The sequence below is a fragment of the Tsukamurella sp. DT100 genome, assembly GCF_049844855.1.
Classification (GTDB): domain Bacteria; phylum Actinomycetota; class Actinomycetes; order Mycobacteriales; family Mycobacteriaceae; genus Tsukamurella.
Window position 1 is genome coordinate 78,281 of the sequence record NZ_JBNCLV010000007.1, and the last position, 25,937, is coordinate 104,217.

A 25,937-nucleotide genomic window follows, 5' to 3' on the forward strand; every position below is an offset into this window, starting at 1 on the left:
TCAGAGCGGGACCACCTCGCTGCCCGCCACCTCGTCGGCGCGCAGGGTGACGTCGAGGGCGGCGATCCGGCCGTCCGCGGTGAAAGTCACGTCGCCGAGCAGTAGGTAGCTGGGCGCGCCAGGCAGCCGCACGGTGTAGCCGAGCACGCCGTCGACCAGCGCGACCAGGGCCGTCTTCGCCTTGAACAGGAAGGCCTCCGCGATCGCGGGCGCGCCGGTCAGCACGGACGTGGCCGCACCGTCGGTGTGCGTGCGGAAGACGGCGTCCGGGTCGAGCAGCTCGACGAGGGCGGCGAAGTCACCGTCGCGCGACGCCGCGAGGAAGGCGCGCACGGCGTCCGTCCGCGCCGCGTCCGGCCGGGGCGTCCCGGCCACCCGCCGGCGGGCGCGGCTCGCGAGTTGGCGCGTCGCGGCGGGGCTCCGCCCGAGGATGGCCGCCACGTCGTCGAAGGGCACGGCGAAGACGTCGTGCAGGACGAAGGCCACGCGCTCCGCCGGCCCGAGGTCGTCGAGGACCGCGCCCATCGCCGCACCGACGGACTCCGCGAGTTGCGCTTCGTCGTCTGGCGCGGGCGCAGGGTCGGCGGGGTCGACGTCGTCGAGCGACGCGGTCTCGCGACGGGCGCGCAGGCGGTCCAGGCAGATCCGCGACACGACGGTCGTCAGCCACGCGGCCGGATTGTCGACGGTTCCTTCCCCGTCCGCCCGGTCGGCCCGGAGCCACGCCTCCTGCACCGCGTCCTCGGCGTCGGCGGGGGAGCCGAGCATCCGCGTGGCCACCGCGAGCAGCCGGGGCCGTGCGCTTTCGAAGTCGTTCAGGTCCATGTGTCACATCCTCCGTCGTCGATCCGTCAGGTGTATGACGGGGCGCCCGCCCCGAGTGTGACCGACAGAGGAGACCGACATGACCGCACGGATGACGAACCCCGCTTTCGCCCTGCCCGGGGCGCTGGATGCGCTGACGAAGCTGGGCGAGGCGGTGGCGGCCTCGGGGCTGTCGCCGGAGCTGTTGGAGCTGGTCAACATGCGGGCCAGTCAGCTCAACAGCTGCAGCACCTGCCTCGACGGGCACTGGCGGATGGCCCGCAAGCACGGCGCGTCCGACGACAAGCTCTTCGCCGTCGGCGCCTGGCGTCACACGCCCTACTTCTCCGACGCCGAGCGGATCGCGCTCGAGCTCACGGAGGAGCTGACCGCGCTCGCGGGGCGCCCCGAGGCCGTGCCGGACGCGCTGTGGGACGCCGCCGCGGACGAGTTCGACGCGAACCAGCTGGCCGCGCTGGTCCTGGCGGTCGGGCAGATCAACCTCTGGAACCGGGTCAACCACGCAACCCGCCAGGAGGCCGGCTCCTGGCGACCGTGACGATCACGGCAGGACGAAGCCGACGAGCCACCCGACCCCCGCCGATGCCGCGGCTGCGACGATCGCGGCGAGGAGTGAGAGCAGGCAGCCCTGCGCGCCGTCGCGCCGCGGTCTCGGCGGTGCGGGTTCGTCGTACGGCTCGGGTGCACCCGGCGGGCCGCCCGGGCGGCGACGGCGGGGGAACCGCACGAATGGCCGCGGTTCGAAGATCAGGTAGAGGATCACCCCGATCTGGCCGATGACGAACATCCAGAACCAGGCCCAGCGATTGCCCCAGCGCGGGGTCGACGTGAGCATCACGGCGAAAGTCGCGAGCCAGGTGAGGAAGACGAACAGGCTGAACCACTCCGGAGTCCGCAACGGCCAGGCGATGAAGGTCGGACCGTCGTCGGACTCACGATCGAGGTCGACGCCTCGCGCACGCATGTCGTTCGCGAAGGTCGACCACGGCGACGGACCCGCGGCGTCCGACGTGGACCGCGTGGACCACTCGGGCATCTCCCACGGAGGCGTGTCGACGACCGTGCCCTGCTTCCACCGGAACGGGCCGGTGGACCAGATTCCGGTCCGGACGGAGTCCTGGGTCCATTGGTTCTTCGGGATGATGACCCGGGTGACGGAACCCCGCTCCACGTCGCGGCGGAAGTCTTCGTAGCTCGCCTCGCGGGGGTGCCGCGGTGAGGAGGACGATGAGGGCTGCGACGCGGAGCGCCACCACCAGGTTCTGCCGCATGACCGTAGGTCGGTGGTCGCGAGCTGTTCGTTACGCGTACGAGAACGACGGTGCCCGCCCCTCGCGAGGAGGGGCGGGCACCGTCGTGTTGTGAAGCGGTGAGGCTAGACCGAAGCGGTCGCGAGGGTCTCGGCGGCGAAGATCGCCTGCGCGACGCCCTGCACGGTGGCCGCAACCTTGACGGCCTCGAAGGCCTGCTCTTTGGTGAGGCCGGCCTTGCGGACCACGTCGTCGTGGGCGGCGACGCAGTGCTCGCAGCCGTTGATCGCCGAGACGGCGAGGCTCCACAGCTCGAAGTCGGTCTTGTCGACGCCGGGGTTGCCGATGATGTTCATCCGCAGGCCCATGCGCACCTGGGCGTAGTCGGCGCCGAGGAAGCCCTTCGCCCGGTACGCGACGTTGTTCATGCCCATGACGGAGGCGGCACCGAGGGCGGCCTGGTAGGCCTCCGCCGACAGGGTGTCGGCGGCCTCTTCGGCGATCTCGCGCAGGACGGTCGCGTTCTTGGTGGCCGCGGCCGAGGCGAGGAAGGTGCCCCACAGCTGCTGCTCGGTGAGCTCGGTGGAGCGCGCGAGCGAGCTGAGGTTGAGCTTGAGGTCCTTGGCGTACTCGGGGACCGCGTTCTTCAGGTTGTCGATCGACATGTGTTTAGACGCTCTCCTTCAGCAGCTCGCCGGCGTCGAGGGTCGGGTCGCCCTTCTTCCAGTTGCAGGCGCAGAGCTCGTCGGACTGCAGGGCGTCCAGCACGCGGAGCACCTCGTCGACGTTGCGGCCCACGGAACCGGCCGTCACGGAGACGAACTGGATCTCGTTGTTGGGGTCGACGATGAACGTCGCGCGGTCCGCGACGCCGTCGGCGTTGAGCACGCCCGAGGCCTGCGCCAGCTCGCGCTTGAGGTCCGAGAGCATCGGGAAGGGGAGGGTCTTGAGGTCCTCGTGCTGCGCGCGCCACTGGAAGTGCACGAACTCGTTGTCGACCGAGGCGCCGAGCACCTGGGCGTCACGATCGGCGAACTCGTCGTTGAGCTTGCCGAAGGCGGCGATCTCGGTGGGGCAGACGAAGGTGAAGTCCTTCGGCCAGAAGAAGACGATCTTCCACTTGCCGGCGTAGTCATCGCTGGTGACGGTGGTGAAGTAGTCGTCCGGCTGCTGCGCGTCGACCTTCGACAGGTCGCCGCCGATCACGGCGGTGAGGTTGAACGCGGGGAACTGGTCGCCGATGGTCAAGAGAGGCAAGATGACTCCTTCATTGGGTATCGATGAGCCCGAGGTGCGACCCGGGGTATGGGCGCGCGGGCGGGGTTGCTTTCGGAGACCACTGTGCCGAGCGAATCACATCTTTGTAAAGCAAAGGTGATGGATGGCACTAGACTGATAGGTATGTCCGATCAGCCTTATCAGCCGACCCTCGCGCAGCTGCGCGCCTTCGTCGCAGTGGCACGCTCGCGCCACTTCGGCACCGCGGCGACATCGCTCGGCGTGAGCCAGCCGTCGCTGTCGCAGGCGCTGGCCTCGCTCGAGACCGGGCTCGGCGTACAGCTGGTGGAGCGCAGCACGCGCAAAGTGCTCATCACGGAGGCGGGAATGGCCCTGCTGGAACAGGCCTCCGTCATCGTCGCGTCCGCGGCGGAGCTGGTGAGCTCGGCGGCCGGCCTCACCGGCGAGCTGCGGGGGACGCTCCGGCTCGGCATGATCCCGACGGTCGCGCCGTATCGACTGCCCCGTATCCTGCCGCAGCTGCGCGCCGAGGTCGACGATCTGGCGGTCACCGTCGTCGAGGACCAGACGGCCCGCCTGCTCGACGCGCTGCGCTCCGGCCGGATCGACGTGGCCGTGCTCGCGCTGCCGGTGCACAGCTCGTCGGTCGCCGAGATCCCGCTCTACGACGAGGAGTTCGTCCTCGTGGTGCCGCCCGGTCACCCGCTCGCCGGCCGCGACGACCTGACCGCGGACGACCTCTCCGGGCTGCCGCTGCTGCTGCTCGACGAGGGACACTGCCTCCGCGACCAGGCGCTCGACCTGTGCCGCCAGGCCGAGGCGGGCGTCGGCGTCATGGGCGACACCCGGGCGGCCTCGCTCGCGACGATCGTGCAGTGCGTCTCCGGCGGGCTGGGGGTCACCCTGCTGCCCGAGCCCGCGGTCGCCGTCGAACTGCGCGGCACGGATCTGGCGACCGCACGGTTCGCGGCACCGGCGCCGGGCCGCCGGATCGGCCTCGCCTACCGAGCGTCCAGCGCGAAGACGGAGGGCTTCGCCCGCCTCGCCGAGATCGCCCGCGCGGCCGCGGGATCTACCGTGTGACCTGGCCGAACCGGGCGTACGATGGCGCCATGACCGCAGCGACCCGCCCGCACCTCCTCTCGTTGGAGGAGTGGGACGCCTTGGGGGAGGACTCGTCGTCGCACGCGGAGCTGCAGGAGGGGGTCCTGATCGTGTCGCCGAAGCTGAGGCCGGAACATCAGTACGCCGCAGGGGTTCTGTTCAGCGTGCTCAACGGGGCGACGCCCGAAGGGTTTCGTGCGTACCCCGAGGTCGACCTCATTCTCGAGGCCCGAACACCGGCGTCCGTCCGCGCTCCCGATGCCGTGGTGATGCCGCAGGACGCGGCAAAGCCCTTTGTCGCTTCGGACGCGATACTCGTTGTTGAGGTGCTCTCGCCCGGCACCCGAAGGACCGACCTGGTCATGAAGCGCCACGAGTACGCCGAGGTCGGGATCCCGCACTACTGGATCGTCGACCTCGACGGTGCGGACGTCCGGCTCGAGGTGCTCACACTGGTCGACGGCGCCTACGAGTCCGTCGGGGCCACCGGCGCGTTCGCGGCGACGGCACCGTTCGCCGTGCGGCTGGATCTCGACGCGCTGCGCTGAGCGCTAGCCTGGACGCATGGCCGAATCGCGTTCCGTTCTGATCCTCATGGACTACCAGCGAGGCATCGTCGACGGTGCCGAGCGCGCCGGCGCCGCAGCGCTGGCCTCCGCCGCACGTGCCCTGTCGGCGGCGCGCGACCACGGCGTGCCGGTGGTGCACGTGCGTGTCGCCTTCCGGCCCGATTATCCCGAGATCCCGCCGACCAACCGGGCTTTCGCCATGCTGCGCGAGGGAGGCGATTCGATGACCGAGGTGTCGCCGCTCACGGCGATCGTCCCCGAGGTGGCGCCGCTGCCGGGGGAGCCCGTCGTGGTCAAGCGCCGGTTCGGGGCGTTCAGCGGCAGCGATCTCGACGTGGTGCTGCGCGGCCTGCAGGCCGATCACCTGGTGCTCGCAGGCATTTCGACGAGCGGGGTGGTCCTGTCGACGGTCCGCTACGCGGGCGATCTCGACTACGGCCTCACGGTCCTGGCCGACGCCTGCGCCGACCACGATCCCGAGGTGCACCGCGTGCTGGTGCGCAAGGTCTTCCCGCGTCAGGCCGAGGTGCTGGCCGTCGACGAGTGGATCGAATCGCTCGGCTGAGCTCAGCGGCGGGGTCGCTTGCCGGGCTTGGCCTTCGGGGTCGCGGCCTTCTTGCCCGCCGCGGCGCGGGCGGCCTGCTTCGCGAGCGTCTTCTCGCGCGCGGTGCGCTTGGGTGCGGGCTCGGCGCGGCCCCGGGACGAGCCCGTCTTCCGGCCGCGCACCACGCCGATGAACTCCGCGACGGCCTCCGGTTGCTCGCCCGCGAGGACCGCGAGCACGACGGGGGAGGGCGGCGCGTCGATGACCGGCCGGTACGTGAGGTCCTTGCGGTGGTGCAGCCGCGCGAGCGACTGCGGCACGAGGAGCACGCCCAGGCCCGCGGCGACGAGTTCGATCGCGGCCTCGGTGGTCTCCGGCCGGTGCTCGACCGGCGCGCCCGGGGCGCCGTCCCAGTGCAGGGCCTCGTCGTGGGGGAGAAGGGTCGGCTCCCCGTCGAGATCGGCCGCGGCGAGCTCGTCGGCGGCCGCGGCGTGGTGCTCCTTCGGCACCACCGCGACCACCTGCTCCTCGTACAGCGCGATCGTCGCGAGCCCGCTCGTCTCCGCGGGCAGGCGCAGGAGCGCCAGGTCGACGGTGCCGTCCCGGACCGCGTCCGGCGCGTCCGCCGCCGGGAGGGGGACGAGGTCCAGTCGGACGTCCGGATGCCGCTCGCCCCAGATGCGGGCCCATTTGGCGGGCGTGGCGCCGGGGACGTAGCCGAGCCGCAGGCCCGGCGGGAGCGATGAGGTCACGGCATGAGATTACCGATAGGCTGGTCCGCATGAGCAGGCCGAACACGCAGTCCATGAAACCCGCGACCGCGGCGAAGAAGCTGGACGTGTACCTGCCCGCCACGCCAGCGGAGTTTCAGGAGAAGGCGATCACCCGCGACGAGCTGGCCGCGCTGCAGGCCGAGCCGCCGCAGTGGTTGCAGGATCTGCGGAAGAACGGGCCGCACCCGAAGAACCTCGTCGCCGCCCGCCTGGGCGTGTCGATCTCGGGCCTGCAGCGCGCCGGCGTGGGCGAGGCGCTGACCACCGAGGAGATCACAGCCCTCCTCGCGGATCCGCCGCAGTGGTTGATCGACGAGCGCGCCGGCCTCGACGCGGTGCGCGCCGATGAGCAGCGGGTCATCGAGGCGCGCGCGGCCCGCAACCGGCCCCGCCGGAAGTAGCCCGCGCCCACTCGCGCCGCCGCACGAGATCGCCCACCGAATCGGCTCGACGTCCGGTTTAATCTCTCCTTGGTATCGCAAGGACGAAGGGCGGGGACGATGGCACGGCGAGGCGGGCTCGGGGCGACGGCGGTCGCTGTGATGGCGGTCGCGGGGATCAGCGCGATGACGGCGGCTCCCGCCGCGGCGGCGACCACGGCGGTGCCGCCCGTGGTGCGGCCCGCGCCGGCGCCCGCGCCCGCGGCACCCGTCGAGGTCAAGGTGCAGGCCTGGAACATGTACCAGCTGCCGAACATCCTCAACGCGGTCTCCGGGACCCAGGCCGATTCCGACGCCCGCGTCCGGGCGTCGGTCGACCAGCTCGCCGCGAGCGGCGCCGACGTGCTGCTGCTCAGCGAGGTGAACGGCACCGCCGGCCGCGCGATCCTCGACGGCCTGCGGGAGCAGGGCTACACCTATCAGACGCCGCGCCTCGGCGAGAGCTGCGCCGGAGTGTTCGGCGCCTGCAGCGACGCGCTCTGGTCGGTCAACGGCGGCGTCGCTGTGGTGAGCAAGTACCCGATCGCGCAGTCGGAGCAGTACGTCTACACCAACTACGCCCCGCTCGCCCCCGACATGTTCGCGAACAAGGGCGCGGTGATGGCCCGGATCGAGAAGGACGGCCAGGAGTTTTGGGTCGTCGCCATGCACACCCAGGCCGACGACACGATCAACGACCGCGCTTCGCGCACCCACGACATCCGCATGAAGCAGGCTGCGGAGCTGCGCCGCTTCGTCGACACGTTCGCCGCGGACGGCGCGCCCGTGATCTACGGGGGCGACTTCAACACCGAGTACTTCGCCGGGAAGGGCAGGCCGGACGCCCAGGGACTCACGGAGTTCCAGCAGCTCATCGCCCGCAGCGGGATCGACCTGTTCGATCCCGGCGCCTTGCCCTTCACCTACGACTCCGTGACCAATACCCTCGTCGCGCAGCAGGGCTATACGGGCTACCGCGACACCCTCGACTACGTGGGCACCACCGGCGGCGCGAAGGTCCGCTGGGTGCAGATCCCGGTCGCGGGAGCGGATCCCGTGTCCGACCACGAGCCCGTGATCGGCTACTTCGAGATCACCCGCGCCGATGGCAGCATCGTGCGCACCGGCGTCGACCCCCGCGCGCTCAACCCGAGCGCGGTCGAGCGCGCCGTCTACTTCGTGCAGAACAGCCTCGAGACCGCGGTGCGGATCGTGCTCATCGCGGTCGAGGACGCGATCGCCCAGGTGCAGAAGGTCGTCGCCGACGTCCTCCGGCCCGCCGGCCCGACGGTGACCGCCGCGCCGGCCGGCACGGCCGGGGTCGCGTCGTCCGACGCCGCCTCCGGGGACGGCGCGGCGCGCACCGCGGAGCCGGCGGCACCCGCGGGGAGCTCGTCGGCGTTCGGCGCGGACGACGCGGCCGGCCCCTCGTCCGGGGCGCGCCCGGTCTCCGTCGAACCCGCGACGACGCCCGTCTCCGCGACGAGCGCGCCGCTCGACGCCGTCTGGGCGTCGACGCCTGAGCCGGCGCCCAGCGGCCCGGCGACGCCCGCACCGGCTTCGCCCGCATCGCCCACCGACGCGTCGACCGTGGTCGAGGCCTCCGGCACGAGCGCGCCGGAGACCCCGCGGTCGGAGCCGACGCCCACGGAGTCGGCCCCCGCCGTGGAGTCGACCCCCACCGTGGAGTCGGCAGCGGCGCAGGGGGCGGACGAGGGCGGCGTCGAGGCCGCGCCCGCACGCTGACCGGCGGCGGATACCCGCGATCCGGCGCCGCCGGAGGCCTTCATGTGTACGCTGTGAACATGGCGTGCGGGCCGACGCGCGTCGTGGAGACACAGCAGAGAGTGAGTCACCATGTCCGAGCGGATGTCCACCACCCGAGTCATCGCCGCGAGCCCCGATCGGGTCTTCGCCGCGCTCGCCGATCCTGCGCGCCACCAGGACATCGAGCCCACGGATTGGGTCCGCGCCGCGGTGGACCCCGCCCCGCTCGACCACGTCGGGCAGATGTTCTCCGTGAACATGTACCTCGAGCAGGCGGGCGGCGACTACGTGATGGAGAACAAGGTCACCGACTTCGAGCGGGACCGGGTCATCGGGTGGCTGCCCGGAACGAGCCGGGAGGGCGCCTGGGAGGCCGGCGGATGGTGGTGGCGGTACGACCTCGCACCGTCGGACGACGGCACGCAGGTCACGCTGACCTACGACTGGACCGACACCCCGCAGTCCTTCCGGGACTTCGTCGGTTCCATGCCGCCGTTCCCGCCGGAGTACCTCGACCAGTCCCTCGCGGGGCTCGACGCCGTCGTCCGGGGCTAGTCAGCCCGAGACGACCTCCACGTCCACGAGTACGACGTCGCCGCGCTCGTCGGACGCGGGGAGGTCGACGACGGCCGTGATGGCCCAGCCGTGGTCGCCGTCGGGATCGGCGATCGTCTGCCGCACCTTCCAGGCCCGCGGCATCGACGTGTCGAGCGAGAACAGCTGCGGGCCACGGGCGTCCGGTCCGGTCTCGATGTCGTCGTAGTCCTCGTAGTAGTCGTCGAAGGCCGCGTACCAGTCGACGCCGGGGTCCATCGCGTCGAGCAGGTCGTACTCCTCCTCGGCGACGAGCTGCACGCGCCGGAACATCGTGTTGCGCACCATGACTGCGAACGCCCGCTCGTCGGAGGTCAGCGACGTGGAGCGCCCGATCTCCGGGGCGGAGGCGTGCGCCTTCACCGGGTCCGGGGAGGTCATCTCCTCCCACTCGTCGACGAGCGAGCTGTCCACGTACCGCACCAGCGCGCCCAGCCAGGCGATGTAGTCGTCGAGTTCCGGCGTGCGCACCGCCTCGGGAACGGTGTGCCGCAGCGTCCGGAAGGCGTCCGACAGGTACCGCAGGACCGCGCCCTCCGAGCGGCCCAGCTGGTACTTCGAGACCAGGTCGTTGAAGGTCATCGCGCGCTCGATCATCTCCCGCACCACGGACTTCGGCGAGAGTTCGAACTGCGTCACCCAGGCGTGCCCCGCGGCGTAGGTCGCGAACGCGGGGACGAGCAGCTCCTCCAGCGGCTTCGGGTACGTGACGTCCTCGAGCAGCGCCATCCGCTCGTCGTAGTCGATCCCGTCCGCCTTCATCTCCGCCACCGCGGCGCCGCGCGCGGCGTTCTGCTGCGCCCGCAGTACCGGCCGAGGGTCGTCGAGGACGGATTCGATCACGGAGATCACGTCGAGGGCGTACTCCGGAGACTCGGCGTCGAGCAGCTCCAGCGCCGCGAGCGCGAAGGGCGCGAGGGGCTGATTCAGGGCGAAATCGGGCTGCAGGTCGACGGTGAGCCGCACGTGCCGGCCGTCCTCGTCGGGCTCGGCGAGCCGCTCGACGACGCCGCCCGATTCGAGGCCGCGGAACAGCGTGATCGCGGTTCTGATGTGCCGTAGCTGGTTCCGGCGCGACTCGTGATTCTGCTCCAGGAGGTGACGCATCGACTCGAAGCAGTTCTGCGGCCGGGCGATCACGTTGAGCAGCATCGAGTTGGTCACCGAGAAACGCGAGACCAGCGGTTCCGGATCCGCCGCCACGAGCTTCTCGAAGGTGGCCTTCCCCCAGGAGACGAAGCCCTCGGGCGGTTTCTTGCGCTGGACGCGCTTGAGCTTCGCGGGATCCCCGCCCGCCTTCGCCTCCCGGCGCGCGTTCTCGATCTCGTGCTCGGGCGCGGCCACCACGACGGTGCCCATCGTGTCGAACCCCGCGCGTCCGGCCCGCCCCGCGATCTGGTGGAACTCGCGGGCCCGGAGGTGGCGCGTGCGGTTCCCGTCGTACTTGGTCAGGCCCGTGAGGTAGACGGTGCGGATCGGCACGTTGATGCCGACGCCGAGCGTGTCCGTGCCGCAGATGACCTTGAGCAGGCCCTCCTGCGCGAGCTTCTCCACCAGCCGCCGGTAACGGGGGAGCATGCCGGCGTGGTGCACGCCGACACCGGAGCGGATCAGGCGCGAGAGGGTCTTGCCGAAGCCGGTGGTGAACTGGAAGTCGCCGATCGCCGCGGCGATCGCCGCCTTCTCCTCCTTGCTCGCCAGCGGGAGCGACATGAGCGCCTGGGCGCGCTCCGCCGCGGACTGCTGCGTGAAGTGGACGACGTACACGGGCGCCTGGTGCGTGGTGACCAGCTCGACGATCTGGTCCTGGATCGCCATGGTGGAGTAGGCGAAGTGGAGCGGCACCGGGCGCTCCGCCCCGGCGACGAGGACCGTCTCCCGTCCCGTGCGTCGGGTGAGATCCTCCTCGAAGAAGGACGTGTCGCCGAGCGTCGCGGACATGAGCACGAACTGCGCGTGCGGCAGCTCGATCAGCGGCACCTGCCAGGCCCACCCGCGGTCGGGCTCGGAGTAGTAGTGGAACTCGTCCATCACCACCTGGGCGATGTCCGAGTCCGCGCCCTCGCGCAGCGCGAAGTTCGCGACGATCTCCGCCGTGGCGCACACGATCGGGGCGTCGGCGTTCACCGCGGCGTCGCCCGTCACCATGCCCACGTTCTCCGTGCCGAAGACCTCGCACAGCGCGAAGAACTTCTCACTGACCAGGGCCTTGATCGGGGCGGTGTAGTAGGTGCGGCGGCCCTGCGCGAGCGCCGCGAACTGGGCGCCCATCGCCACCAGGGATTTGCCGGAGCCGGTGGGCGTCGCCACGATCACGTTGGCGCCCGAGCACGCCGCGATCAGGGCCTCCTCCTGGGCGGGGTAGAGCGTGATGCCGCGATCCTCGGTCCACTCCAGGAAGGCCTCGAAGACCGCGTCGGCCGTCGGGTCGGACGGCAGCAGGTCGGTGAGGTTCACTCATCTCACTCTACGGGCCGCGATCGTGGCCGCTCAGCCCAGCTCCTGGGCCGGCGCGGCGACGGTGACGCCGGCGGCGGACCGCAGCCCGTCGCGCAGGTGGGTCCGCGCCAGCCGCGCCGGCGAGGTGGTCGTCAGGAAGTCCGTGAGGAGCGTCAGGAACCGGTCGGGCGCCTCCGTCATCGGGAAGTGGCCGACACCGTCGAACACCTCCACGCGCGCCGACGGCAGCGCCGCCCGGAGCACCTCGGCATGCGATGCCGGGATGATGGAATCGTCGGAGCCCCACGCCACGAGCGTGGGGACCTCGGCCGTGAGGTAGCAGCGGTCCAGCATGGTGACCACCTGGCCGCGCAGGTCGACCACGGAGCGCAGCGTCCGCGCGAAGGCGTGCGGGGAGGCGGTGTTCGGCATCCGGTCGAGCGCGCGGCGCAGCTGCACCGCGTCGGGGCGCACGGGGCTGGGCACGGCGGCTGCGGCGAGCAGCGCGGTGGCGAGGACCTGCTTCGCACCCGGCAGCGCCGTGAGCGCGACGAGCTGCTCGGCGAAGGGGAGCGAGAGGAGCCGCAGCAGCGGTGAGACGTCGTGGTCCACCCCGCCCGGCGCCACGAAGGCGATGCGCTCCACCATCTCCGGGTACTGGTAGGCGAACTGCCCCGCGACGCCGCCGCCCAGTGAGTGCCCGACGACCGAGACGCGCTCGATGCCGAGGTAGCAGAGCAGGTCGCGCATGCCGTTCGCGAACGCCGCGACGGAGTAGTCGGCGCGCGGCCGGTCGGAGAGGCCGTGGCCCAACAGGTCCGGGGCGATCACGGTGAACCGGTCGGTGAGCGGCGCCAGGACGGAATCCCAGACCAGGGAGTTGTCGCCGATGCCGTGCAGCAGCAGCACGGCCGGGCCGGTGCCCCCGATCCGGTAGGCGCGACGGTGCCCGTGGATCGTCGCGAAGCACAGGTCGGGCACGTACGGACGGGCCCGGAAGGGCAGGACCTCGGAACTCATCGCGGCCTCCTCACGACTGACTGCTCGTCAGTGTGGGCGGGCCGGATTACGGGCGGCGCCCCGTCCGGTTACGCGGGCGTTTCGGCGCCTGTGTCCAGGTCGGCGTCGAGATCCGCGTCGCGCCGCAGGGCGTCCTGCAGGTCGGCCGTCGTCAGCCGCGCGGGATCGGTGTCGTCGATGAACCCGGTCAGCACCGCGAGGAAGCGCTCCGGGTCGCTCCGGAACGGGAAGTGGCCCGCACCGTCGAACACCTCAAGGCGGGACGACGGGAGCGAGGCGTGCAACAGGTGCGCGTGCTCGACGGGGATGATCGGGTCGTCCGAGCCCCACACCACGAGCACGGGCACGGACTCGGCGACGTACGTGCGGTCGAGCATCGTCACCACCTGGCCGAACGGGTCGACCACGGCGCGCAGGGTGCGGGCGAAGGCGCGCGGCGTCCCCGCGTGCGGCAGGCCCGCGAGCACGCGGGCGCACTCGGCGTTGTCGACGAACAGCTTGAGCGGCACCCGGCCGAGCAGACCCAGCGCGGCGCTCGCGACGGGCATAACGCCCGGAAGGGCGAGGGAGCGGATCGCGACCTCCGACATCGGGAGGGAGACCGCCTTGAGCACGGGGGAGACGGAGCGGGTGACGCCGCCGGTGTTGACGAAGACGAGCCGCTCGACCATCTGCGGGTACTGGTAGGTGAACTGGCCGGCGATGCCGCCGCCCAGCGAGTGTCCGACCAGCGTCGCGCGTTCGATGCCGAGGTAGAGCAGCAGGTCGCGCATGGCGTTGGTGAACGCGGGCAGCGAGTAGTCGGCGCGCGGGCGGCCGGAGAGTCCGTGCCCGAGCAGGTCGGGCACGATCACCGTGTACCGCTCGGCGAGGCGCTCGAGGATCGGCTCGAACGTCGACGAGTTGTCGGCCATCCCGTGGATGAGCAGCAGAGCGGGTCCGCTGCCGCCGATCCGGTAGGCCCGGCGGTGGCCGTGGATCAGCGCGACGCGCTGACGCACCTGTGTCACGACGCGGTGCCGTTCTCGCCCTCGTCGCCGGCCTGCTCCGCAAGGAAGGCCTCGAATTCGCTGGCCAGGTCGTCGCCGGTGGGGATGGCCTCGCCGTCGGCGATGAGCAGCTCGCGGGGCTGCTGCGCGGCCTCGTCGTACTGCTGCTCCAGCGACTCGACCACCGAGGAGATCTCCGAGCTGGACGAGACCTGGGCGTCGATCTGCTCGCGCAGTTCGGCGGACTCGACCGCGAGATCGCCCTCGGGCAGTTGCAGGCCGACGGAGCTGCCCAGCGCGCCGAGCATGCCGAGGACGGCCTCGGGGTAGTCGTTCTGCGCGAGGTAGTGGGGCACGTGCACCGACAGGCCGAGCGTGTCGTAGCCCTTGTCGGCCATGCGCAGCTCCAGCATGCCCGCGGCGCTGCCGGGCAGGCGCATGGTGCCGCCGTCCCACGACCGCAGCTCGCTGCGCAGGTCCGGGTTGTTGCCGTGCGCGGTGACCGGCACGGGCCGGGTGTGCGGCACCGCCATCGGGATGGCGTGCAGGCCCACGACCGTGCGCACGCCGAACCGCTCGGCGAGGCCGGCGACCGCGCTGACGAAGCCGTTCCAGCGCAGGTCCGGCTCCGCGCCGGCGAGCAGCAGGAAGGGCTTGCCGGCGGAATCGCGCACCGCGTAGAGGTTGAGCTCGGGCTCGTCGACGCCGGTGAAGCCGTCCTCGAAGGTCATCGAGGGGCGGCGGGAGCGGTAGTCGATCAGCTCGTCGACGTCGAAGGACGCGACGAGCTCGGTGGTGAGGTTGTCCTTGAGGTGCTGCCGCAGGAGTCGCAGCGCGTGTCCGGCGTCGGCGTAGCCGTCGAGCGCGTGCACCAGCACGGGGCCGTTGCCGTCGGTGTCCGAGACCGACGGGCCGGGGAACTCCAGCTCGTACATGTGGGACTGCTCGTCCATGGGCTACCTCCAACCGCAGTGCTCCCCGCGCGAGCGGGAGAGCTACCAGTTTTCCACGTGGGACAACCTCGCGCGCACTGTGTCGATTCCCGCGCGCCGCGTGTTTCCGCTCACGGCGTAACGGCGGACGCGAGGAAACGCCTCACGACCTCTGCTTCTGCGGGCGTGAGCGCGGCCGCCGCGACTCGGATCGGGCCGATCAGATCGCCGAAGAAGTCCTCGCCGAGGCGCCGCGCGCCCGGGGTGACGAGCAACCGGACCCGGCGGCGATCGTCGGGGTCGGGGCCGCGCTCGACCAGGCCGGCGGCCGTGAGGCGGTCGACGAGGGCGGTGCACGCCGCGGAGCTCAGCCGCAACGCCGCCGCGAGCGCACCGGGGGTGGCGGGCGCGTCCGCCCGCTCCAGGTCGAGCAACGCGATCAGTGCCCGTACGTCGGTGTCGCCGAGCGCGTGCCGCGCGCCGAAGGCCGCGATCTCGCGCTCCCACCGCAGCGCCGCCGCGCGCAGGGCGTGCACGAGGTGCTCGTTGTCGCTCATGCGCCGACGGTAGCAGGTATCTTGATGGTCAAATGTCTCGATAATCGAGAGGAATGCAATGGGATCCGAGTTCTCCGACGCCTACGACGCCGTGGTCGAGCAGTGGGGCGTACCTGTCCGGAGGCTCGTCGTCGACGGGGCCTTCGCCCGCACGCACGTGCTCGTCGCGGGTGACGACGGCGCGCCACCGCTGCTGTGCCTGCCGGGCGGCGGTGGTACCGCGGCGGTGTGGTTCGCGCAGGCCGAGGACCTCGCGCAGCGGTTCCGGGTGATCGCGCCCGACCTGCCGGGCGACGCGGGTGGGACCGAACGGCGTGCCTTCCACTCCCGCGCGGATTGGCCGGCGTGGGTCGGGGAGGTCCTCGACGGCGTCGGTGCGCCGTCCGCCGCGGTGCTCGCCCACTCCTACGGCGCGCAGATCGCGGTCGCTCATGCTCTCGCGCGTCCCGAGCGGGTGCGCACGATGACCCTGCTCGACCCGACCGATGTCTTCGCCCGCATGCGGCCGAGCGTCCTGATCCGGGCGCTACCGGCGCTGGTGGCCCCGTCGAGCACGCGGCAACGCGCTCTCGCACTCTGGGAGACACGAGGACACTGGCCGCCGACCGTCGAGTCGGGTCGCCTCGCCGCGGCGGTCGCGGATGGTCCCCGTCCGACGTACTGGCCGCCGCGCCGGCCGTCCGCGGCGGCGCTCGAAGCGCTGGAAGCCGTCCCGGGCGGCGTCACCGTCGTCGTCGCGCTGCGCAGTCGGTACCACGACGGCGCGGCCCTGGCGCGCACCGTCGAACAGCGGTACCCGTGGATGCGGGTCGAGACGCTGTCCGTTTCCCACCACGAGCTGCCCTTCGCCTACCGGCCGTGAGCGCGCGGCGTCAGGAGACGTGGACGGTGGGGCGGCGCTTGGAGTCGTGCTCGGCCTGGCGCAGCACCTCGTGGCACACGGCCGCGACCTCGCCCGAGCCCTCCACCAGGTACTTGCCCATGTTGAGCACGGGGTTCATCTCCGACCACTGGAAGTAGACCTCGGGCACCACGCCGGTCTCGTCGCGGATGTACAGCAGGACCGCGGCGATCGTGTTGGCGATGCTGCCCGAGCGCACCTTGAGCAGGCGGTAGCCGAACTTCTCGATGCCCCGGACCTCCAGGTCCTCCTCGAAGTCCGACGAGTCGCGCGGCCACACCTCGAGCAGGATCACCCGCGAGCGGCCGGGGATGTGCCCGAACTTGCGCTCCGCGCGGACCTTGTCCCGGTACTCCTTCTTGGTGTCCACGTCGGGCTCGTGCGAGACGATCCGGATCGCGTGCTGCGCGGCGGCGTCGTCGCGGATGAACTCGAGGGCCTTCTCGTCGAACGTGATCGACGAGGCGCGCAGCTCGAACGAGCGGCGCACGCGCGAGCCGATCGACACCACGGCGATGGCCAGGATGAACAGCGCGGCGATCCGCACGCCGTCGGGCCGCTCGATGATGTTGTCGATCGTGGTGTAGACGAAGACCGCGGAGATCAGGCCGAAGCCCCAGGTGGCCCCCGTCTGGCGCTTGCGGCGCGCAGAGATGGTCACGGCGATCGCGGCCGAGGTCATGAGCACGAGGACGCCGGTCGCGTAGGCGCCGCCCTGCGCGTTCACGTCCGCCTCGAAGATCAGCACGATCGCGAGGGCGATCACGGTGAGCACCACGACCAGCGGCCGCACGGCCGAGGCCCAGCGCGGGGCCATGCCGTAGCGCGGCAGGTACCGGGGCACCAGGTTGAGCATGCCGGCCATGGCGGACGCCCCGGCGAACCAGAGGATCGCGACCGTCGAGACGTCGTAGACGGTGCCGAAGCCGTTCCCGAGGTACTCGTGCGCGAGCCACGCCAGCGCGCGGCCGTTGGCGTCGCCGTTCGGGCCGAACTCCTCCGCGGGGATCAGCACGGTGGTCGCGAAGCTCGACGTGGCGAGCAGGACGCTCATGATCACGGCCGCCGTGGTCAGGAGCCGCCCGGTGTCCCGGATGCGCTTGGCGGGGTACTCGGGCGGATCGTTCGGGTCGCCCTTGATCTGCGGCATCACCGCGACGCCGGTCTCGAAACCGGAGAGGCCCAGCGCCAGCTTCGGGAAGACGATGAGCGCGACCGCGATCACCATGAGCGGATTCGAGTGCTCGGCCCACAGCAGGTCCTGCCAGTCCAGCACCTTCTGCGGCCGCTCGGCGACGTGGAACAGCGAGACGCCGATGACGACCACGTTGAGCGACAGGTAGACCGTCACCAGGACGACGGCGGTGCCGATCGCCTCGCGGAAGCCCTTGAGGAAGATCACGCCCAGGGCCAGCACCAGGCCCAGGGTGATGGGGATGTTGGCGCCGTGGAGGAACGTGGGGACGAGCGGGTTCTCGACGATGTGCTCGGCGGCGTCGGACGACGACAGGGTGATGGTGATGATGAAGTCGGTGGCCGCGAATCCGAGCAGGACCAGCACGAACAGCTTGCCGCCCCACCAGGGGAGGAGCCGCTCGAACATCGCCAGCGAGCCGGAGCCGTTGAAGCTCTCCCGCGATACCCGCTTGTAGACCGGGAGAGCGCCGAACAGCGTGAGCGCGATCAGCACGAGGGTGGCGATGGGGGAGATGACACCGGCCGCGATGAACGCGATGGCGGGCTGGTAGCCGAGGGTCGAGAAGTAGTCGACGCCGGTCAGGCACATGACCTTCCACCACGGCTGCGGGTGCTCCGCGTCCTTCGCGTGGGGTCCGACGTGGGTGCCGGCCCGCTCAGACATGCCGCTGAGGAACCAGTCGCGCGTGCGGTCCGAGAACCGCGGTAAGCCGATCACGCGGTTCACAGTAGCGCTCGCCGGTGCCGCACGTCGGGCGCCCGCCCGCAGGTGTCCGGTACGGGCGATCCTGTGGACAACGCCCAGCGTGGAGAACGTTTCGTAACCAAAGTGGGGATGGACGGGGCGCAGCGGCGATCGTCGTCCGTCGCCTCCACGAGCATTCGAGCATGACGAAACATCACGCGGCCCCGGCCATGAAGATCGACTGCCTCGGCGACCTGATCGCCGCCGTACCGGCTCTCCTGGGCTTCTATCCGACCCGATCGGTGGTGCTGCTCGCGCACGACGAGGTGACCGGCCGGATCGGGGCCACCGCTCGGACCGACCTCGAGGTGACCGCGTCCGGCGGTCTTCGGAAAGACTGCCGGACTCACATCGCCGAGGCGGTGGGGTTGCTGCGGCGCCAGGGCGCGGACCGGCTGTTCTGCGTCGCGGTCGACGACCGCCCGCGCGAGCGGGTCGCCCCGGCGCTGCTCCGGCTGCTCGTGGACGCCGCCCGGTCCCGGGACGCGGTCGATCCCGACCTCGAGATCATCGACCTGGTCCTGCTCGACCGGATGGAGGCCGGCGAGCGATGGGTGTGCCGGCACGGCGAGAGTGGCGCCCTCCCGGATCCGGCGTCGTCGCCTCTCATGGTCGCGGCCGTCGTGGAGGGGCGCACCATCCACCGGTCCCGCACGGAGCTGACGGACCAGCTCGCAGAGGAGGGCCCGGGGATCGGCGCGGACCGCTGCCGCGACGCCGCGGACTACGAGGCGGACGGCGATCCGTGCGAGCTGTTGGCCGCCGTCGTCGGGGCCGTCACCGCGCAGCGCTCAGCGGCCCTCTCGGACGCCGACGTCGCGCTGCTCGGGGGAGCGCTGCTCGAGGTGAAGGTGCGCGATGCGGCGATGGCGTTGGCCCTCACCGTGATGGCCGACGAGGCCCGGCTGCTGTTCGCCGAGCTGGCGCGGCGGTTGCGGGGCACACCGCGTGCGGCGGCGGCGACGCTGGTGGCCGCCGGGAGCTACCTGCGCGGGGACGGCCCGCTCACCGGCATCGCCCTCGACGCGGCGCTGACCGCCGACGGGCGCTACCGGGGCGCGCACCTCCTGGCGCACGCGCTGGCCGCGGGGATGCATCCGCGGGAGCTGTGCATCACCGCCGAGATCGGCGTGGACGTGGCCCGCCGCCTCGGCGTCGACCTCCCGCCCCGGGACCTCGGGTTCCCCCTCGCCGGGTGACGACCTGCGAGGGGGATCGGAGTGGGGTACGGGGTCAGGCGCGGCGGGCGGCGTGCGCGCGGTCGCCCAGCTCCTGGGTGTACGCCCAGGCGTCGGCGACGATGTCGCGCAGGTCCGTCTTCTCGGGCCGCCAACCGAGCTCGTCGATCGCCCGGCGGGACGACGCGACCAGCACCGCCGGGTCGCCGGCGCGGCGCTCGGCGGCGGTCTCGGGGATCTCGCGCCCCGTCACCTCGCGGCAGGTGTCGATCACCTGACGCACCGAGAAGCCCGCGCCGGAGCCGAGATTGAAGATCTCGTGCGTTCCTGCCTTCGCGTGGTCCAGGGCCAGCAGGTGCGCCTCGGCCAGGTCCTTGACGTGGACGTAGTCCCGGACCGCGGTGCCGTCGTCGGTGGGGTAGTCGGCGCCGAAGACCGCGATGTCGCCGCGCTGTCCGAGGGCCGTCTGCAACACCAGGGGGATCAGGTGCGTCTCGACCTCGCGGTTCTCCCCGAAGCCGCCGTAGCTGCCCGCCACGTTGAAGTACCGCAGCGAGACCGCGGCCAGGCCGTAGGCGGTGGCGTACGAGGAGATCGCGGCGTCGATAGCGAGCTTGGTCGCGCCGTAGGTGTTGGTGGGCGCGGTGCGCGCGTCCTCCGTGATCGGGACGGCCTCCGGCTCGCCGTAGGTCGCCGCGGTCGACGAGAAGACCAGGCGCGGGACGCCGGCCGCCAGCATCGCGTCGAGCAGCGTCAGCGTGGTGACGACGTTGCCCTGCCAGTAGTTGTGCGGATGCGACACCGACTCGCCCACCAGCGATTTGGCCGCGAAGTGCAGGACGCCGTCGAAGTCGCCGTCGGCGAGCAGGGGGCGCGCGGCCTGCGCGACGTCGCCCTCCACGAACGTGGCACCCGCGGGCACCGCCTCGCGGTTGCCGGTGCTCAGGTCGTCGAGCACGGTCACCTCGTGACCTCGCTCGAGCAGCACCTGCGTGCACACGCTGCCGACGTAGCCGGCGCCGCCCGTCACCACCAGGCGCATCGGCTACACCGCCTCGACGAAGACGGCGTGGGCCATCTCGTCGGGGAGCTCGAAGTCCTCGTGCCCGGCGACCGAGATGACCACGGCGCCGCGCTGGACGGTGACCGACACGCGCGCGTCCGGGACGACGCCGGCCTCGCGGAACCGGCCGATCAGGTCGGTGTCCGCCTGGACGTGCTCGGCCAGCCGCTTGATGACCACGGCCGTCGGACCGCCCTGCGGCAGGTCGGTGAGGCGGGCGGGGCGCGCCGGCTCGCCGGTGATCGCCACCCCGAGCTCGCCGAGCCCCGGGATGGGGTTGCCGTACGGGGAGGTGGTGGGGTTGCCCAGCACCTCCAGCAGGCGCCGCTCCACGTCCTCGCTCATCACGTGCTCCCAGCGGCACGCCTCGGCGTGCACGTTCTCCCACTGCAGCCCGATCACGTCCACCAGGAGCCGCTCGGCCAGCCGGTGCTTGCGCATCACGGCGATGGCCAACTGGCGGCCCTTCTCGCTGAGCTCGAGGTGCCGGTCACCGGCGACCCGGACCAGCCCGTCGCGCTCCATGCGCTGCACCGTCTGCGAGACGGTGGGACCACTCTGCTCGAGACGCTCCGCGATCCGCGCCCGGAGGGGCACCACGCCCTCCTCCTCGAGCTCGTAGATGGTCCGCAGGTACATCTCGGTGGTGTCCACCAGATCGTTCACGTATCCAGCTCCTTCTCGTCACTGTCGAGCTTAACCGAGACGGGCTACCGTCCCCCGTACTTAAGGTTACCTAACTTCGAAGCGGCGCAGGTGTGCAACGACTAGGGTCGTGACACATGGCACGGTTCCCCGACTCCCAGGTGGTCTGGGACCCCTCGGTTCTCGACTACCGGTTCTCCCACTCCCATCCGATGGACCCGGTCCGGCTGCGCCTGACGATGGAGCTCGCGCGGATGCTCGGGGTCCTCGACGGGGTCGAGGTGGTGGCGCCGGCGGACTTCGACCCGCTGGAGCTCGGGCGCGCCCATACCGACGACTACCTGGCGGCGGTGCGCGTCGCGGGCTCGGGCCGCTCGCGGATCGATCTCACCGGATACGGCCTCGGCAACGACGACAACCCGATCTTCCTGCGCATGCACGAGGCGGCCGCGAGCCTGGTCGGCTCCACCCTCACCGGCGCGAAGGCGATCGCCGCCGGCCACACCACCCGCGCCGTCAACATCGCGGGCGGGATGCACCACGCCATGCGCTCGCACGCCTCGGGATTCTGCGTCTACAACGACGCGGCCATCGCCATCTCCTGGCTGCTCGACAACGGCTTCGACCGGATCGCCTACATCGACGTCGACGCCCACCACGGCGACGGAGTGCAGGCCCAGTTCTGGAACGACCCGCGGGTGCTCACCGTCTCCCTGCACGAGGACCCCCAGCACCTGTGGCCCAACACCGGCTACCCGACCGAGCTCGGCGGCCCGGAGGCGCGTGGCACCGCCGTCAACATCCCGGTGCCCGCGTTCTGCCCCGACGGGCTGTGGCTGCGCGCCTTCCACGCCGTGGTCCCGTCGATCGTCCGCGAGTTCCGGCCCCAGCTCATCGTGAGCCAGTGCGGCTGCGACTCCCACGCGACGGACCCGCTGACCGACCTCTCGCTCACCGTCGACGGGCAGCGCGCCGCGATCCTTGCCATGCGCGACCTCGCCGACGAGGTGTGCGACGGCCGGTGGCTCGCCATCGGCGGCGGCGGGTATCAGCTCGTGCACGTGGTGCCCCGCGCCTGGACCCACCTGATCGGCGCAGTCGTCGGCGTCGACATCGACCCGGCCACACCGATTCCCGAGGAGTGGAAGGAGCTGGCCGCGAGCCTGCCCACCGACCAGGTCGGTGCCGTGAGCGGCCTGCCGGACACGATGGGCGAGGGCGGCGGCACCGCGTTCACCCCCTGGGAGCCCTCCTCCTACGACCCCACCGCCGCCCCGCTGGAGGCCGCTGCCGACCGCTTCATCGCCCGCGCCCGATCCGCGGTTTTTCCTCTCCACGGACTGGATCCGGAGGATCCTCGTGACTGACGTGTTCCCTGCCGCTCTTCGCGCTCCAGGACTCGACCCGGAGGATCCTCGTGACTGACGAAACCCCCCTGCACCCCTCGGGGCCCGCCACCGACCCGTTCCCGGCGCCGAGCCCGCAGGCACCGTCGGGACCGTACGAGTTCCCCGCGCACTGGGTCGCCGACGTCCTCGCCTCCGACGGCGGCGTCGTCCACCTGCGGCCCGTCGTGCCCGACGACGCCGACGACATGGTCGCCTTCCACGCCGGACTCTCCGAACGCACCCGCTATCTGCGCTACTTCGGGCCCTACCCGGTCATGCCGCCCCGCGACGTCGCGCGGATGACCACCGTCGACCACGAGCAGCGTGTCTGCCTGCTGGCGATCCTCGGCGGCAAGATCATCGCCGTCGGCCTCTACGAGGGCCTCGCCGACTCCGGCAAGCCGACGTCGGCGGAGGTCGCCTTCGTCGTCGCCGACGAGCACCAGGGCCGCGGCCTCGGCCCGATCCTGCTCGAGCACCTCGCCGGCGCCGCCGCCGAGAACGGCTTCCACCGCTTCGAGGCGGAGGTTCTCGCCGAGAACCGGTACATGGTCAACGTCTTCAAGGCCGCCGGATACGAGCTGCGGCGCAGCTTCGACGGCAGCGTGGTGCACGTGGAGTTCGGCATCGACCCCACGGAGGCCCTGGTCGCGGTGCGCAACGCCCGCGAGCTCGCCTCGGAGGCGCGCAGCGTGAGCAACGCGCTGCGGCCGGAGTCGATCGCCGTGATCGGTGCGTCGGCCACCCCGGGCAAGGTCGGCCACGCGGTGCTGCGCAACATCATCGCGGGCGACTTCGCCGGCCCGGTGTACCCGGTGCACCCGGAACGCCGTTCGGTCGCGGGCATCCGCGCCTACGAGTCGGTGCGCGACATCCCCGATCAGGTGGACCTCGCCGTGGTCGCCGTGCCCGCCGACAACATGGACCAGGTGCTCGACGACTGCCTCGCCAAGGAGGTCCGCACGCTCCTCGTCGTCTCGTCCGGCTTCTCCGACGCCGGTGGCCGGGGTAAGGAATCGGAGCGGAGGCTCCTCAAAGCCGTGCGCTCGCACGGGATGCGGCTGATCGGCCCCAACGCGCTCGGCGTCATCAACACCGACCGCGCGGTGCGGATCAACGCGACGCTGGCCCCCGTCGTCCCCGGGCGCGGCAACGTGGGCTTCTTCTGCCAGTCCGGCGCCCTCGGCATCGCCATCCTGGACACCGCGGCGAAACGCGGTGTGGGCCTGACGACCTTCGTCTCCGCCGGCAACCGCGCCGACGTCTCGGGCAACGACGTGCTCCAGTACTGGGACACCGACGACGCCACCGAGGTGGTGCTGCTCTACCTCGAGAGCTTCGGTAACCCCCGCAAATTCGGCCGCATCGCGCAGCGGCTGTCCCGGCAGAAGCCGATCGTCGCCGTGCACCGCGGCGGGATCGACGCCGACCGCCGCCGTCGCGGATCGGAGGCGCTGTTCGAGAACTCCGGTGTCGTCCAGGTCGATTCGATCCCCGAGCTGTTCGACTGCGCGACCTTCTTCAGCTACCAGCCGCTGCCCGTCGGCCCCCGCGTCGCCGTCATCGGCAACTCGACGGCCCTGGGCATCCTCGCCACGCACACCGGGATCCGCGCGGGACTCGACGTCGCGCAGCCCGTGGATCTCGGCGCCGCGGCGACCCCGGAGGAGTTCGGCGCCGCGATCGACGCCGCGCTGGCCGACGACGCGGTGCACGCGATCATCGCCGTCTTCGTGCCGCCGGTGGAGGCGCCGCCCGAGGCGCACGCCGCGGTCCTGCTCGAGGCCTCCCGCAAGCAGATCAAGCCGATCGTCTCGACCTTCCTCGCCTTCGACGGCGTCACCGAGCTGCTCGCCGTCACCGACGAGGACGGCGTGCGGGTCCGGGGGTCGGTCCCGTCGTATCCGGAGCCCGAGCGTGCGGCCCGGGTCCTCGCCCACGGCTGGCGGTACGCGCAGTGGCGCGCCCGCCCCGTCTCCGACACCGCGCGGCCCGACCGCACCGACGTCGAGACCGCGAGGACTCGCGTCCGGGAGTGGCTGCCCAGCGCCGACTCCGACACCGGCGCCGTCACCCTGAGCTTCGATCAGAGCGCGGAGCTCCTGGGGCTCTACGGGATCGGCGTCGTGGCGTTCGACGTCGCGTCCACGCCGGAGGACGCGGCCGCGGCCGCGGACAGGCTGGGGTACCCCGTCGCGGTCAAGGCGATGGGGGAGCGCTGGCGCCTGCGCGCCGACCTCGCTGCGGTCCGCCTCGATCTCGCGAGCCCGCAGGCCGTGGCGGCCGCCTTCGCCGAGCTCGCGGAGGCGACGGGGGAGTCGACGCTGCACGTCCAGCGGATGGCGCCCAAGGGCATCGGCTGCGCCGTCGGCTACGAGAACGACCCGCGGATCGGTCCGCTGCTGTCCTTCGGCCTCAGCGGCGCCGTGCCGGAGCTGTTGGGGGACCGCGCCTACCGGCTGCTGCCGCTCACCAACGCCGCGGCCGCCGATCTGGTCACGGCCACCCGTTCGGCCCCGCTGCTCGACGGCTTCGCCGGCGAATCAGGCGTGGACCGCGCGGCGCTCACCGACGTGGTGACCCGCATCGCGGCCCTCTCCTACGAGGTGCCCGAGATCGCCTCGATCGACTGCCAGCCGATCCTCGCCACGACCGACGGCGCCTCGGTGCTGTCCGTGGTGATCCGCATCGGCCACGCCAGCGACGTCCTCGCCCAACAAGCGGAACCGCGCCGGCTGTGACAGCCGACGCGGTTCCTTCGAGGGTGGTTCGGGGCTAGCTCGCGTACGCGCGCAGCCGGTCGGCCCGCTCGCCGTTGCGGAGCTTGCTCATGACCTCGCGCTCGATCTGGCGCACCCGCTCGCGGGAGAGCCCGAAGAGCTTGCCGATCTGGTCGAGGGTGCGCGGCTGGCCGTCGTCGAGGCCGTAGCGCAGCCGGATGACCTGCTGCTCCCGCTCGTCGAGGGTCGCGAGCACCGAGCGCACGTCGCTGTGCATGAGCCGCGAGATCACGGCGGACTCGGCCGACGCGGCCTCCGCGTCCTCGATGAAGTCGCCGAGCGGCGCCTCCTCGTCGGACCCGACGGGCATGTCGAGGCTCACCGGATCACGCGAGTGGTCCATGAGGTCGGCGATCTTCTCCGCCGGGATGCCCGACTCCTCCGCGAGCTCCGCGTCCGTGGCCTCGCGGCCCAGCTGCTGGTGCAGCTCGCGCCGGATGCGGGCCAGCTTGTTCACCTGCTCCACGAGGTGGACGGGGAGGCGGATGGTGCGGGACTGGTCCGCCATGCCGCGCGTGATGGCCTGCCGGATCCACCAGGTGGCGTAGGTCGAGAACTTGAAGCCCTTGGCGTAGTCGAACTTCTCCATCGCGCGGATCAGGCCGAGGTTGCCCTCCTGGATCAGGTCCAGCAGCGGCATGCCGCGCCCGGTGTAGCGCTTGGCCAGCGACACCACGAGGCGCAGGTTGGCCTCCAGCAGGTGCTGGCGGGCCGCCTGGCCGTCGCGCACGATGAAGGCCAGGTCGCGCTTCTTCGAGGCGGCCATCCGCTTCTTGGTGGCCAGGAGGTGCTGTGCGTACAGCCCCGCCTCGATGCGCTTGGCCAGATCGACCTCGTCCTCAGCGGACAGCAGCGCGGTGCGGCCGATGCCGTTCAGGTACACCCGCACCAGATCCGCGGCGGGACTCTGTGCATCGAGATCGGCCTCGGTCAGCGGGGGCCGCACCCGATCAGCGGGGCGGGCTGCGGTGCTAGCAGTGTTGACGCGGTGTGCCATGTGGCTGCCTCCTGTTCGCCGG

General features: G+C 71.7%; 25 protein-coding genes. 11 read left to right on the forward strand and 14 right to left on the reverse strand.

Annotated elements, in window-relative coordinates; all coding sequences use genetic code 11:
- Window positions 1–825, reverse strand: a complete 825-nt coding sequence (locus tag ACLQ3K_RS17525; RefSeq protein ID WP_426000937.1) for a sigma-70 family RNA polymerase sigma factor — start codon at window positions 823–825, stop codon at window positions 1–3.
- 79 nt (window positions 826–904) lie between these two features.
- Here ACLQ3K_RS17525 and ACLQ3K_RS17530 point away from each other — a divergent pair, with 79 nt between their 5' ends.
- A complete protein-coding gene (locus tag ACLQ3K_RS17530; RefSeq protein ID WP_426000938.1) occupies window positions 905–1,363 on the forward strand; it encodes a carboxymuconolactone decarboxylase family protein in 459 nt (152 codons plus the stop codon).
- Between the two features lie 3 nt (window positions 1,364–1,366).
- On the opposite strand, the gene ACLQ3K_RS17535 is transcribed toward ACLQ3K_RS17530, so the two are convergent.
- The 3 genes from ACLQ3K_RS17535 to ACLQ3K_RS17545 all read right to left on the reverse strand — a co-directional run bounded on the left by ACLQ3K_RS17535 (window position 1,367) and on the right by ACLQ3K_RS17545 (window position 3,332).
- Complete coding sequence (locus ACLQ3K_RS17535) at window positions 1,367–1,996, reverse strand: hypothetical protein (RefSeq protein WP_426000939.1); 630 nt, start codon at window positions 1,994–1,996, stop codon at window positions 1,367–1,369.
- A gap of 204 nt (window positions 1,997–2,200) precedes the next feature.
- On the reverse strand, window positions 2,201–2,740 hold the full coding sequence (locus tag ACLQ3K_RS17540; RefSeq protein ID WP_068742148.1) for a carboxymuconolactone decarboxylase family protein: 540 nt from the start codon (window positions 2,738–2,740) through the stop codon (window positions 2,201–2,203).
- 4 nt (window positions 2,741–2,744) lie between these two features.
- Window positions 2,745–3,332, reverse strand: a complete 588-nt coding sequence (locus ACLQ3K_RS17545; RefSeq protein WP_224645771.1) for a peroxiredoxin — start codon at window positions 3,330–3,332, stop codon at window positions 2,745–2,747.
- Between the two features lie 144 nt (window positions 3,333–3,476).
- Here ACLQ3K_RS17545 and ACLQ3K_RS17550 point away from each other — a divergent pair, with 144 nt between their 5' ends.
- The 3 genes from ACLQ3K_RS17550 to ACLQ3K_RS17560 are packed head-to-tail and all read left to right on the forward strand — an operon-like array spanning window position 3,477 to window position 5,552.
- On the forward strand, window positions 3,477–4,397 hold the full coding sequence (locus ACLQ3K_RS17550; RefSeq protein ID WP_426000940.1) for a LysR substrate-binding domain-containing protein: 921 nt from the start codon (window positions 3,477–3,479) through the stop codon (window positions 4,395–4,397).
- Between the two features lie 29 nt (window positions 4,398–4,426).
- Entirely contained in the window at window positions 4,427–4,966 is a 540-nt protein-coding gene (locus ACLQ3K_RS17555; RefSeq protein WP_426000941.1) for a Uma2 family endonuclease, read from the forward strand.
- Window positions 4,967–4,982: 16 nt separating this feature from the next.
- On the forward strand, window positions 4,983–5,552 hold the full coding sequence (locus tag ACLQ3K_RS17560; protein WP_259140132.1) for a cysteine hydrolase family protein: 570 nt from the start codon (window positions 4,983–4,985) through the stop codon (window positions 5,550–5,552).
- A 2-nt stretch (window positions 5,553–5,554) separates the two neighbouring features.
- Here the strand turns inward: ACLQ3K_RS17560 and ACLQ3K_RS17565 are convergent, their stop codons facing one another.
- On the reverse strand, window positions 5,555–6,283 hold the full coding sequence (locus ACLQ3K_RS17565; RefSeq protein WP_426000942.1) for a LysR family transcriptional regulator substrate-binding protein: 729 nt from the start codon (window positions 6,281–6,283) through the stop codon (window positions 5,555–5,557).
- A gap of 29 nt (window positions 6,284–6,312) precedes the next feature.
- Between ACLQ3K_RS17565 and ACLQ3K_RS17570 the strand changes: the two genes are divergently transcribed.
- The 3 genes from ACLQ3K_RS17570 (at window position 6,313) to ACLQ3K_RS17580 (ending at window position 9,045) form a co-directional block, all read left to right on the forward strand.
- Window positions 6,313–6,705, forward strand: a complete 393-nt coding sequence (locus ACLQ3K_RS17570) for a DUF5997 family protein (protein ID WP_426000943.1) — start codon at window positions 6,313–6,315, stop codon at window positions 6,703–6,705.
- A gap of 99 nt (window positions 6,706–6,804) precedes the next feature.
- A complete protein-coding gene (locus tag ACLQ3K_RS17575; RefSeq protein WP_426000944.1) occupies window positions 6,805–8,469 on the forward strand; it encodes an endonuclease/exonuclease/phosphatase family protein in 1,665 nt (554 codons plus the stop codon).
- A 123-nt stretch (window positions 8,470–8,592) separates the two neighbouring features.
- Entirely contained in the window at window positions 8,593–9,045 is a 453-nt protein-coding gene (locus ACLQ3K_RS17580) for an ATPase (protein WP_426000945.1), read from the forward strand.
- Here the strand turns inward: ACLQ3K_RS17580 and ACLQ3K_RS17585 are convergent, their stop codons facing one another.
- The 5 genes from ACLQ3K_RS17585 to ACLQ3K_RS17605 form a co-directional block, all read right to left on the reverse strand.
- Window positions 9,046–11,541 (reverse strand): DEAD/DEAH box helicase, encoded by a 2,496-nt coding sequence (locus ACLQ3K_RS17585; protein WP_426000946.1) that lies wholly within the window; start codon window positions 11,539–11,541, stop codon window positions 9,046–9,048.
- Between the two features lie 33 nt (window positions 11,542–11,574).
- Complete coding sequence (locus ACLQ3K_RS17590; RefSeq protein ID WP_224645762.1) at window positions 11,575–12,543, reverse strand: alpha/beta fold hydrolase; 969 nt, start codon at window positions 12,541–12,543, stop codon at window positions 11,575–11,577.
- Between the two features lie 68 nt (window positions 12,544–12,611).
- Window positions 12,612–13,553, reverse strand: a complete 942-nt coding sequence (locus tag ACLQ3K_RS17595) for an alpha/beta fold hydrolase (protein ID WP_426000947.1) — start codon at window positions 13,551–13,553, stop codon at window positions 12,612–12,614.
- Window positions 13,550–14,485 (reverse strand): proteasome assembly chaperone family protein, encoded by a 936-nt coding sequence (locus tag ACLQ3K_RS17600; protein WP_426000948.1) that lies wholly within the window; start codon window positions 14,483–14,485, stop codon window positions 13,550–13,552. Before ACLQ3K_RS17600 ends, ACLQ3K_RS17595 begins: the two co-directional genes overlap by 4 nt.
- 110 nt (window positions 14,486–14,595) lie before the next feature.
- Window positions 14,596–15,021, reverse strand: a complete 426-nt coding sequence (locus tag ACLQ3K_RS17605) for a MarR family winged helix-turn-helix transcriptional regulator (protein ID WP_224645759.1) — start codon at window positions 15,019–15,021, stop codon at window positions 14,596–14,598.
- Between the two features lie 58 nt (window positions 15,022–15,079).
- Here ACLQ3K_RS17605 and ACLQ3K_RS17610 point away from each other — a divergent pair, with 58 nt between their 5' ends.
- Window positions 15,080–15,883: an alpha/beta fold hydrolase gene (locus tag ACLQ3K_RS17610; RefSeq protein WP_426000949.1), complete on the forward strand. Its 804-nt coding sequence runs from the start codon at window positions 15,080–15,082 to the stop codon at window positions 15,881–15,883.
- Between the two features lie 10 nt (window positions 15,884–15,893).
- Here the strand turns inward: ACLQ3K_RS17610 and ACLQ3K_RS17615 are convergent, their stop codons facing one another.
- Window positions 15,894–17,783: an APC family permease gene (locus tag ACLQ3K_RS17615; RefSeq protein WP_224645795.1), complete on the reverse strand. Its 1,890-nt coding sequence runs from the start codon at window positions 17,781–17,783 to the stop codon at window positions 15,894–15,896.
- A gap of 224 nt (window positions 17,784–18,007) precedes the next feature.
- Here ACLQ3K_RS17615 and ACLQ3K_RS17620 point away from each other — a divergent pair, with 224 nt between their 5' ends.
- On the forward strand, window positions 18,008–19,063 hold the full coding sequence (locus ACLQ3K_RS17620; protein ID WP_426000950.1) for a DUF4192 domain-containing protein: 1,056 nt from the start codon (window positions 18,008–18,010) through the stop codon (window positions 19,061–19,063).
- Between the two features lie 34 nt (window positions 19,064–19,097).
- On the opposite strand, the gene galE is transcribed toward ACLQ3K_RS17620, so the two are convergent.
- Together galE and ACLQ3K_RS17630 are read right to left on the reverse strand one after the other, a co-directional pair.
- Window positions 19,098–20,084, reverse strand: a complete 987-nt coding sequence (gene galE / locus ACLQ3K_RS17625; RefSeq protein ID WP_426000951.1) for a UDP-glucose 4-epimerase GalE — start codon at window positions 20,082–20,084, stop codon at window positions 19,098–19,100.
- Between the two features lie 3 nt (window positions 20,085–20,087).
- The gene (locus tag ACLQ3K_RS17630; protein WP_224645755.1) at window positions 20,088–20,771 is read right to left on the reverse strand and encodes a metal-dependent transcriptional regulator; all 684 of its coding nucleotides are present in this window, start codon (window positions 20,769–20,771) and stop codon (window positions 20,088–20,090) included.
- A 116-nt stretch (window positions 20,772–20,887) separates the two neighbouring features.
- On the opposite strand from ACLQ3K_RS17630, the gene ACLQ3K_RS17635 reads away from it, so the two are divergent.
- Window positions 20,888–22,117 carry an acetoin utilization protein AcuC gene (locus ACLQ3K_RS17635; RefSeq protein WP_426000952.1) on the forward strand — a complete coding sequence of 410 codons (1,230 nt, stop codon included), beginning with the start codon at window positions 20,888–20,890 and terminating at the stop codon, window positions 22,115–22,117.
- Window positions 22,118–22,167: 50 nt separating this feature from the next.
- Window positions 22,168–24,879, forward strand: coding sequence for a GNAT family N-acetyltransferase (locus tag ACLQ3K_RS17640; RefSeq protein ID WP_426000953.1), 2,712 nt, complete (start codon window positions 22,168–22,170; stop codon window positions 24,877–24,879).
- Between the two features lie 34 nt (window positions 24,880–24,913).
- On the opposite strand, the gene ACLQ3K_RS17645 is transcribed toward ACLQ3K_RS17640, so the two are convergent.
- Window positions 24,914–25,915 carry a sigma-70 family RNA polymerase sigma factor gene (locus ACLQ3K_RS17645; protein ID WP_224645752.1) on the reverse strand — a complete coding sequence of 334 codons (1,002 nt, stop codon included), beginning with the start codon at window positions 25,913–25,915 and terminating at the stop codon, window positions 24,914–24,916.
- Window positions 25,916–25,937: the final 22 nt, after the last annotated feature.

Coding starts and splice junctions, on each gene's coding strand:
- ACLQ3K_RS17540 (WP_068742148.1), bottom strand. CDS start 2,740: ATGTCGATCGACAACCTGAAGAACGCGGTCCCCGAGTACGCCAAGGAC.
- ACLQ3K_RS17610 (WP_426000949.1), top strand. CDS start 15,080: ATGGGATCCGAGTTCTCCGACGCCTACGACGCCGTGGTCGAGCAGTGG.
- ACLQ3K_RS17530 (WP_426000938.1), top strand. CDS start 905: ATGACCGCACGGATGACGAACCCCGCTTTCGCCCTGCCCGGGGCGCTG.
- ACLQ3K_RS17550 (WP_426000940.1), top strand. CDS start 3,477: ATGTCCGATCAGCCTTATCAGCCGACCCTCGCGCAGCTGCGCGCCTTC.
- ACLQ3K_RS17600 (WP_426000948.1), bottom strand. CDS start 14,485: ATGGACGAGCAGTCCCACATGTACGAGCTGGAGTTCCCCGGCCCGTCG.
- ACLQ3K_RS17645 (WP_224645752.1), bottom strand. CDS start 25,915: ATGGCACACCGCGTCAACACTGCTAGCACCGCAGCCCGCCCCGCTGAT.
- galE (WP_426000951.1), bottom strand. CDS start 20,084: ATGCGCCTGGTGGTGACGGGCGGCGCCGGCTACGTCGGCAGCGTGTGC.
- ACLQ3K_RS17560 (WP_259140132.1), top strand. CDS start 4,983: ATGGCCGAATCGCGTTCCGTTCTGATCCTCATGGACTACCAGCGAGGC.
- ACLQ3K_RS17555 (WP_426000941.1), top strand. CDS start 4,427: ATGACCGCAGCGACCCGCCCGCACCTCCTCTCGTTGGAGGAGTGGGAC.
- ACLQ3K_RS17605 (WP_224645759.1), bottom strand. CDS start 15,021: ATGAGCGACAACGAGCACCTCGTGCACGCCCTGCGCGCGGCGGCGCTG.
- ACLQ3K_RS17615 (WP_224645795.1), bottom strand. CDS start 17,783: ATGTCTGAGCGGGCCGGCACCCACGTCGGACCCCACGCGAAGGACGCG.
- ACLQ3K_RS17580 (WP_426000945.1), top strand. CDS start 8,593: ATGTCCACCACCCGAGTCATCGCCGCGAGCCCCGATCGGGTCTTCGCC.
- ACLQ3K_RS17525 (WP_426000937.1), bottom strand. CDS start 825: ATGGACCTGAACGACTTCGAAAGCGCACGGCCCCGGCTGCTCGCGGTG.
- ACLQ3K_RS17590 (WP_224645762.1), bottom strand. CDS start 12,543: ATGAGTTCCGAGGTCCTGCCCTTCCGGGCCCGTCCGTACGTGCCCGAC.
- ACLQ3K_RS17635 (WP_426000952.1), top strand. CDS start 20,888: ATGGCACGGTTCCCCGACTCCCAGGTGGTCTGGGACCCCTCGGTTCTC.
- ACLQ3K_RS17620 (WP_426000950.1), top strand. CDS start 18,008: ATGACGAAACATCACGCGGCCCCGGCCATGAAGATCGACTGCCTCGGC.
- ACLQ3K_RS17570 (WP_426000943.1), top strand. CDS start 6,313: ATGAGCAGGCCGAACACGCAGTCCATGAAACCCGCGACCGCGGCGAAG.
- ACLQ3K_RS17575 (WP_426000944.1), top strand. CDS start 6,805: ATGGCACGGCGAGGCGGGCTCGGGGCGACGGCGGTCGCTGTGATGGCG.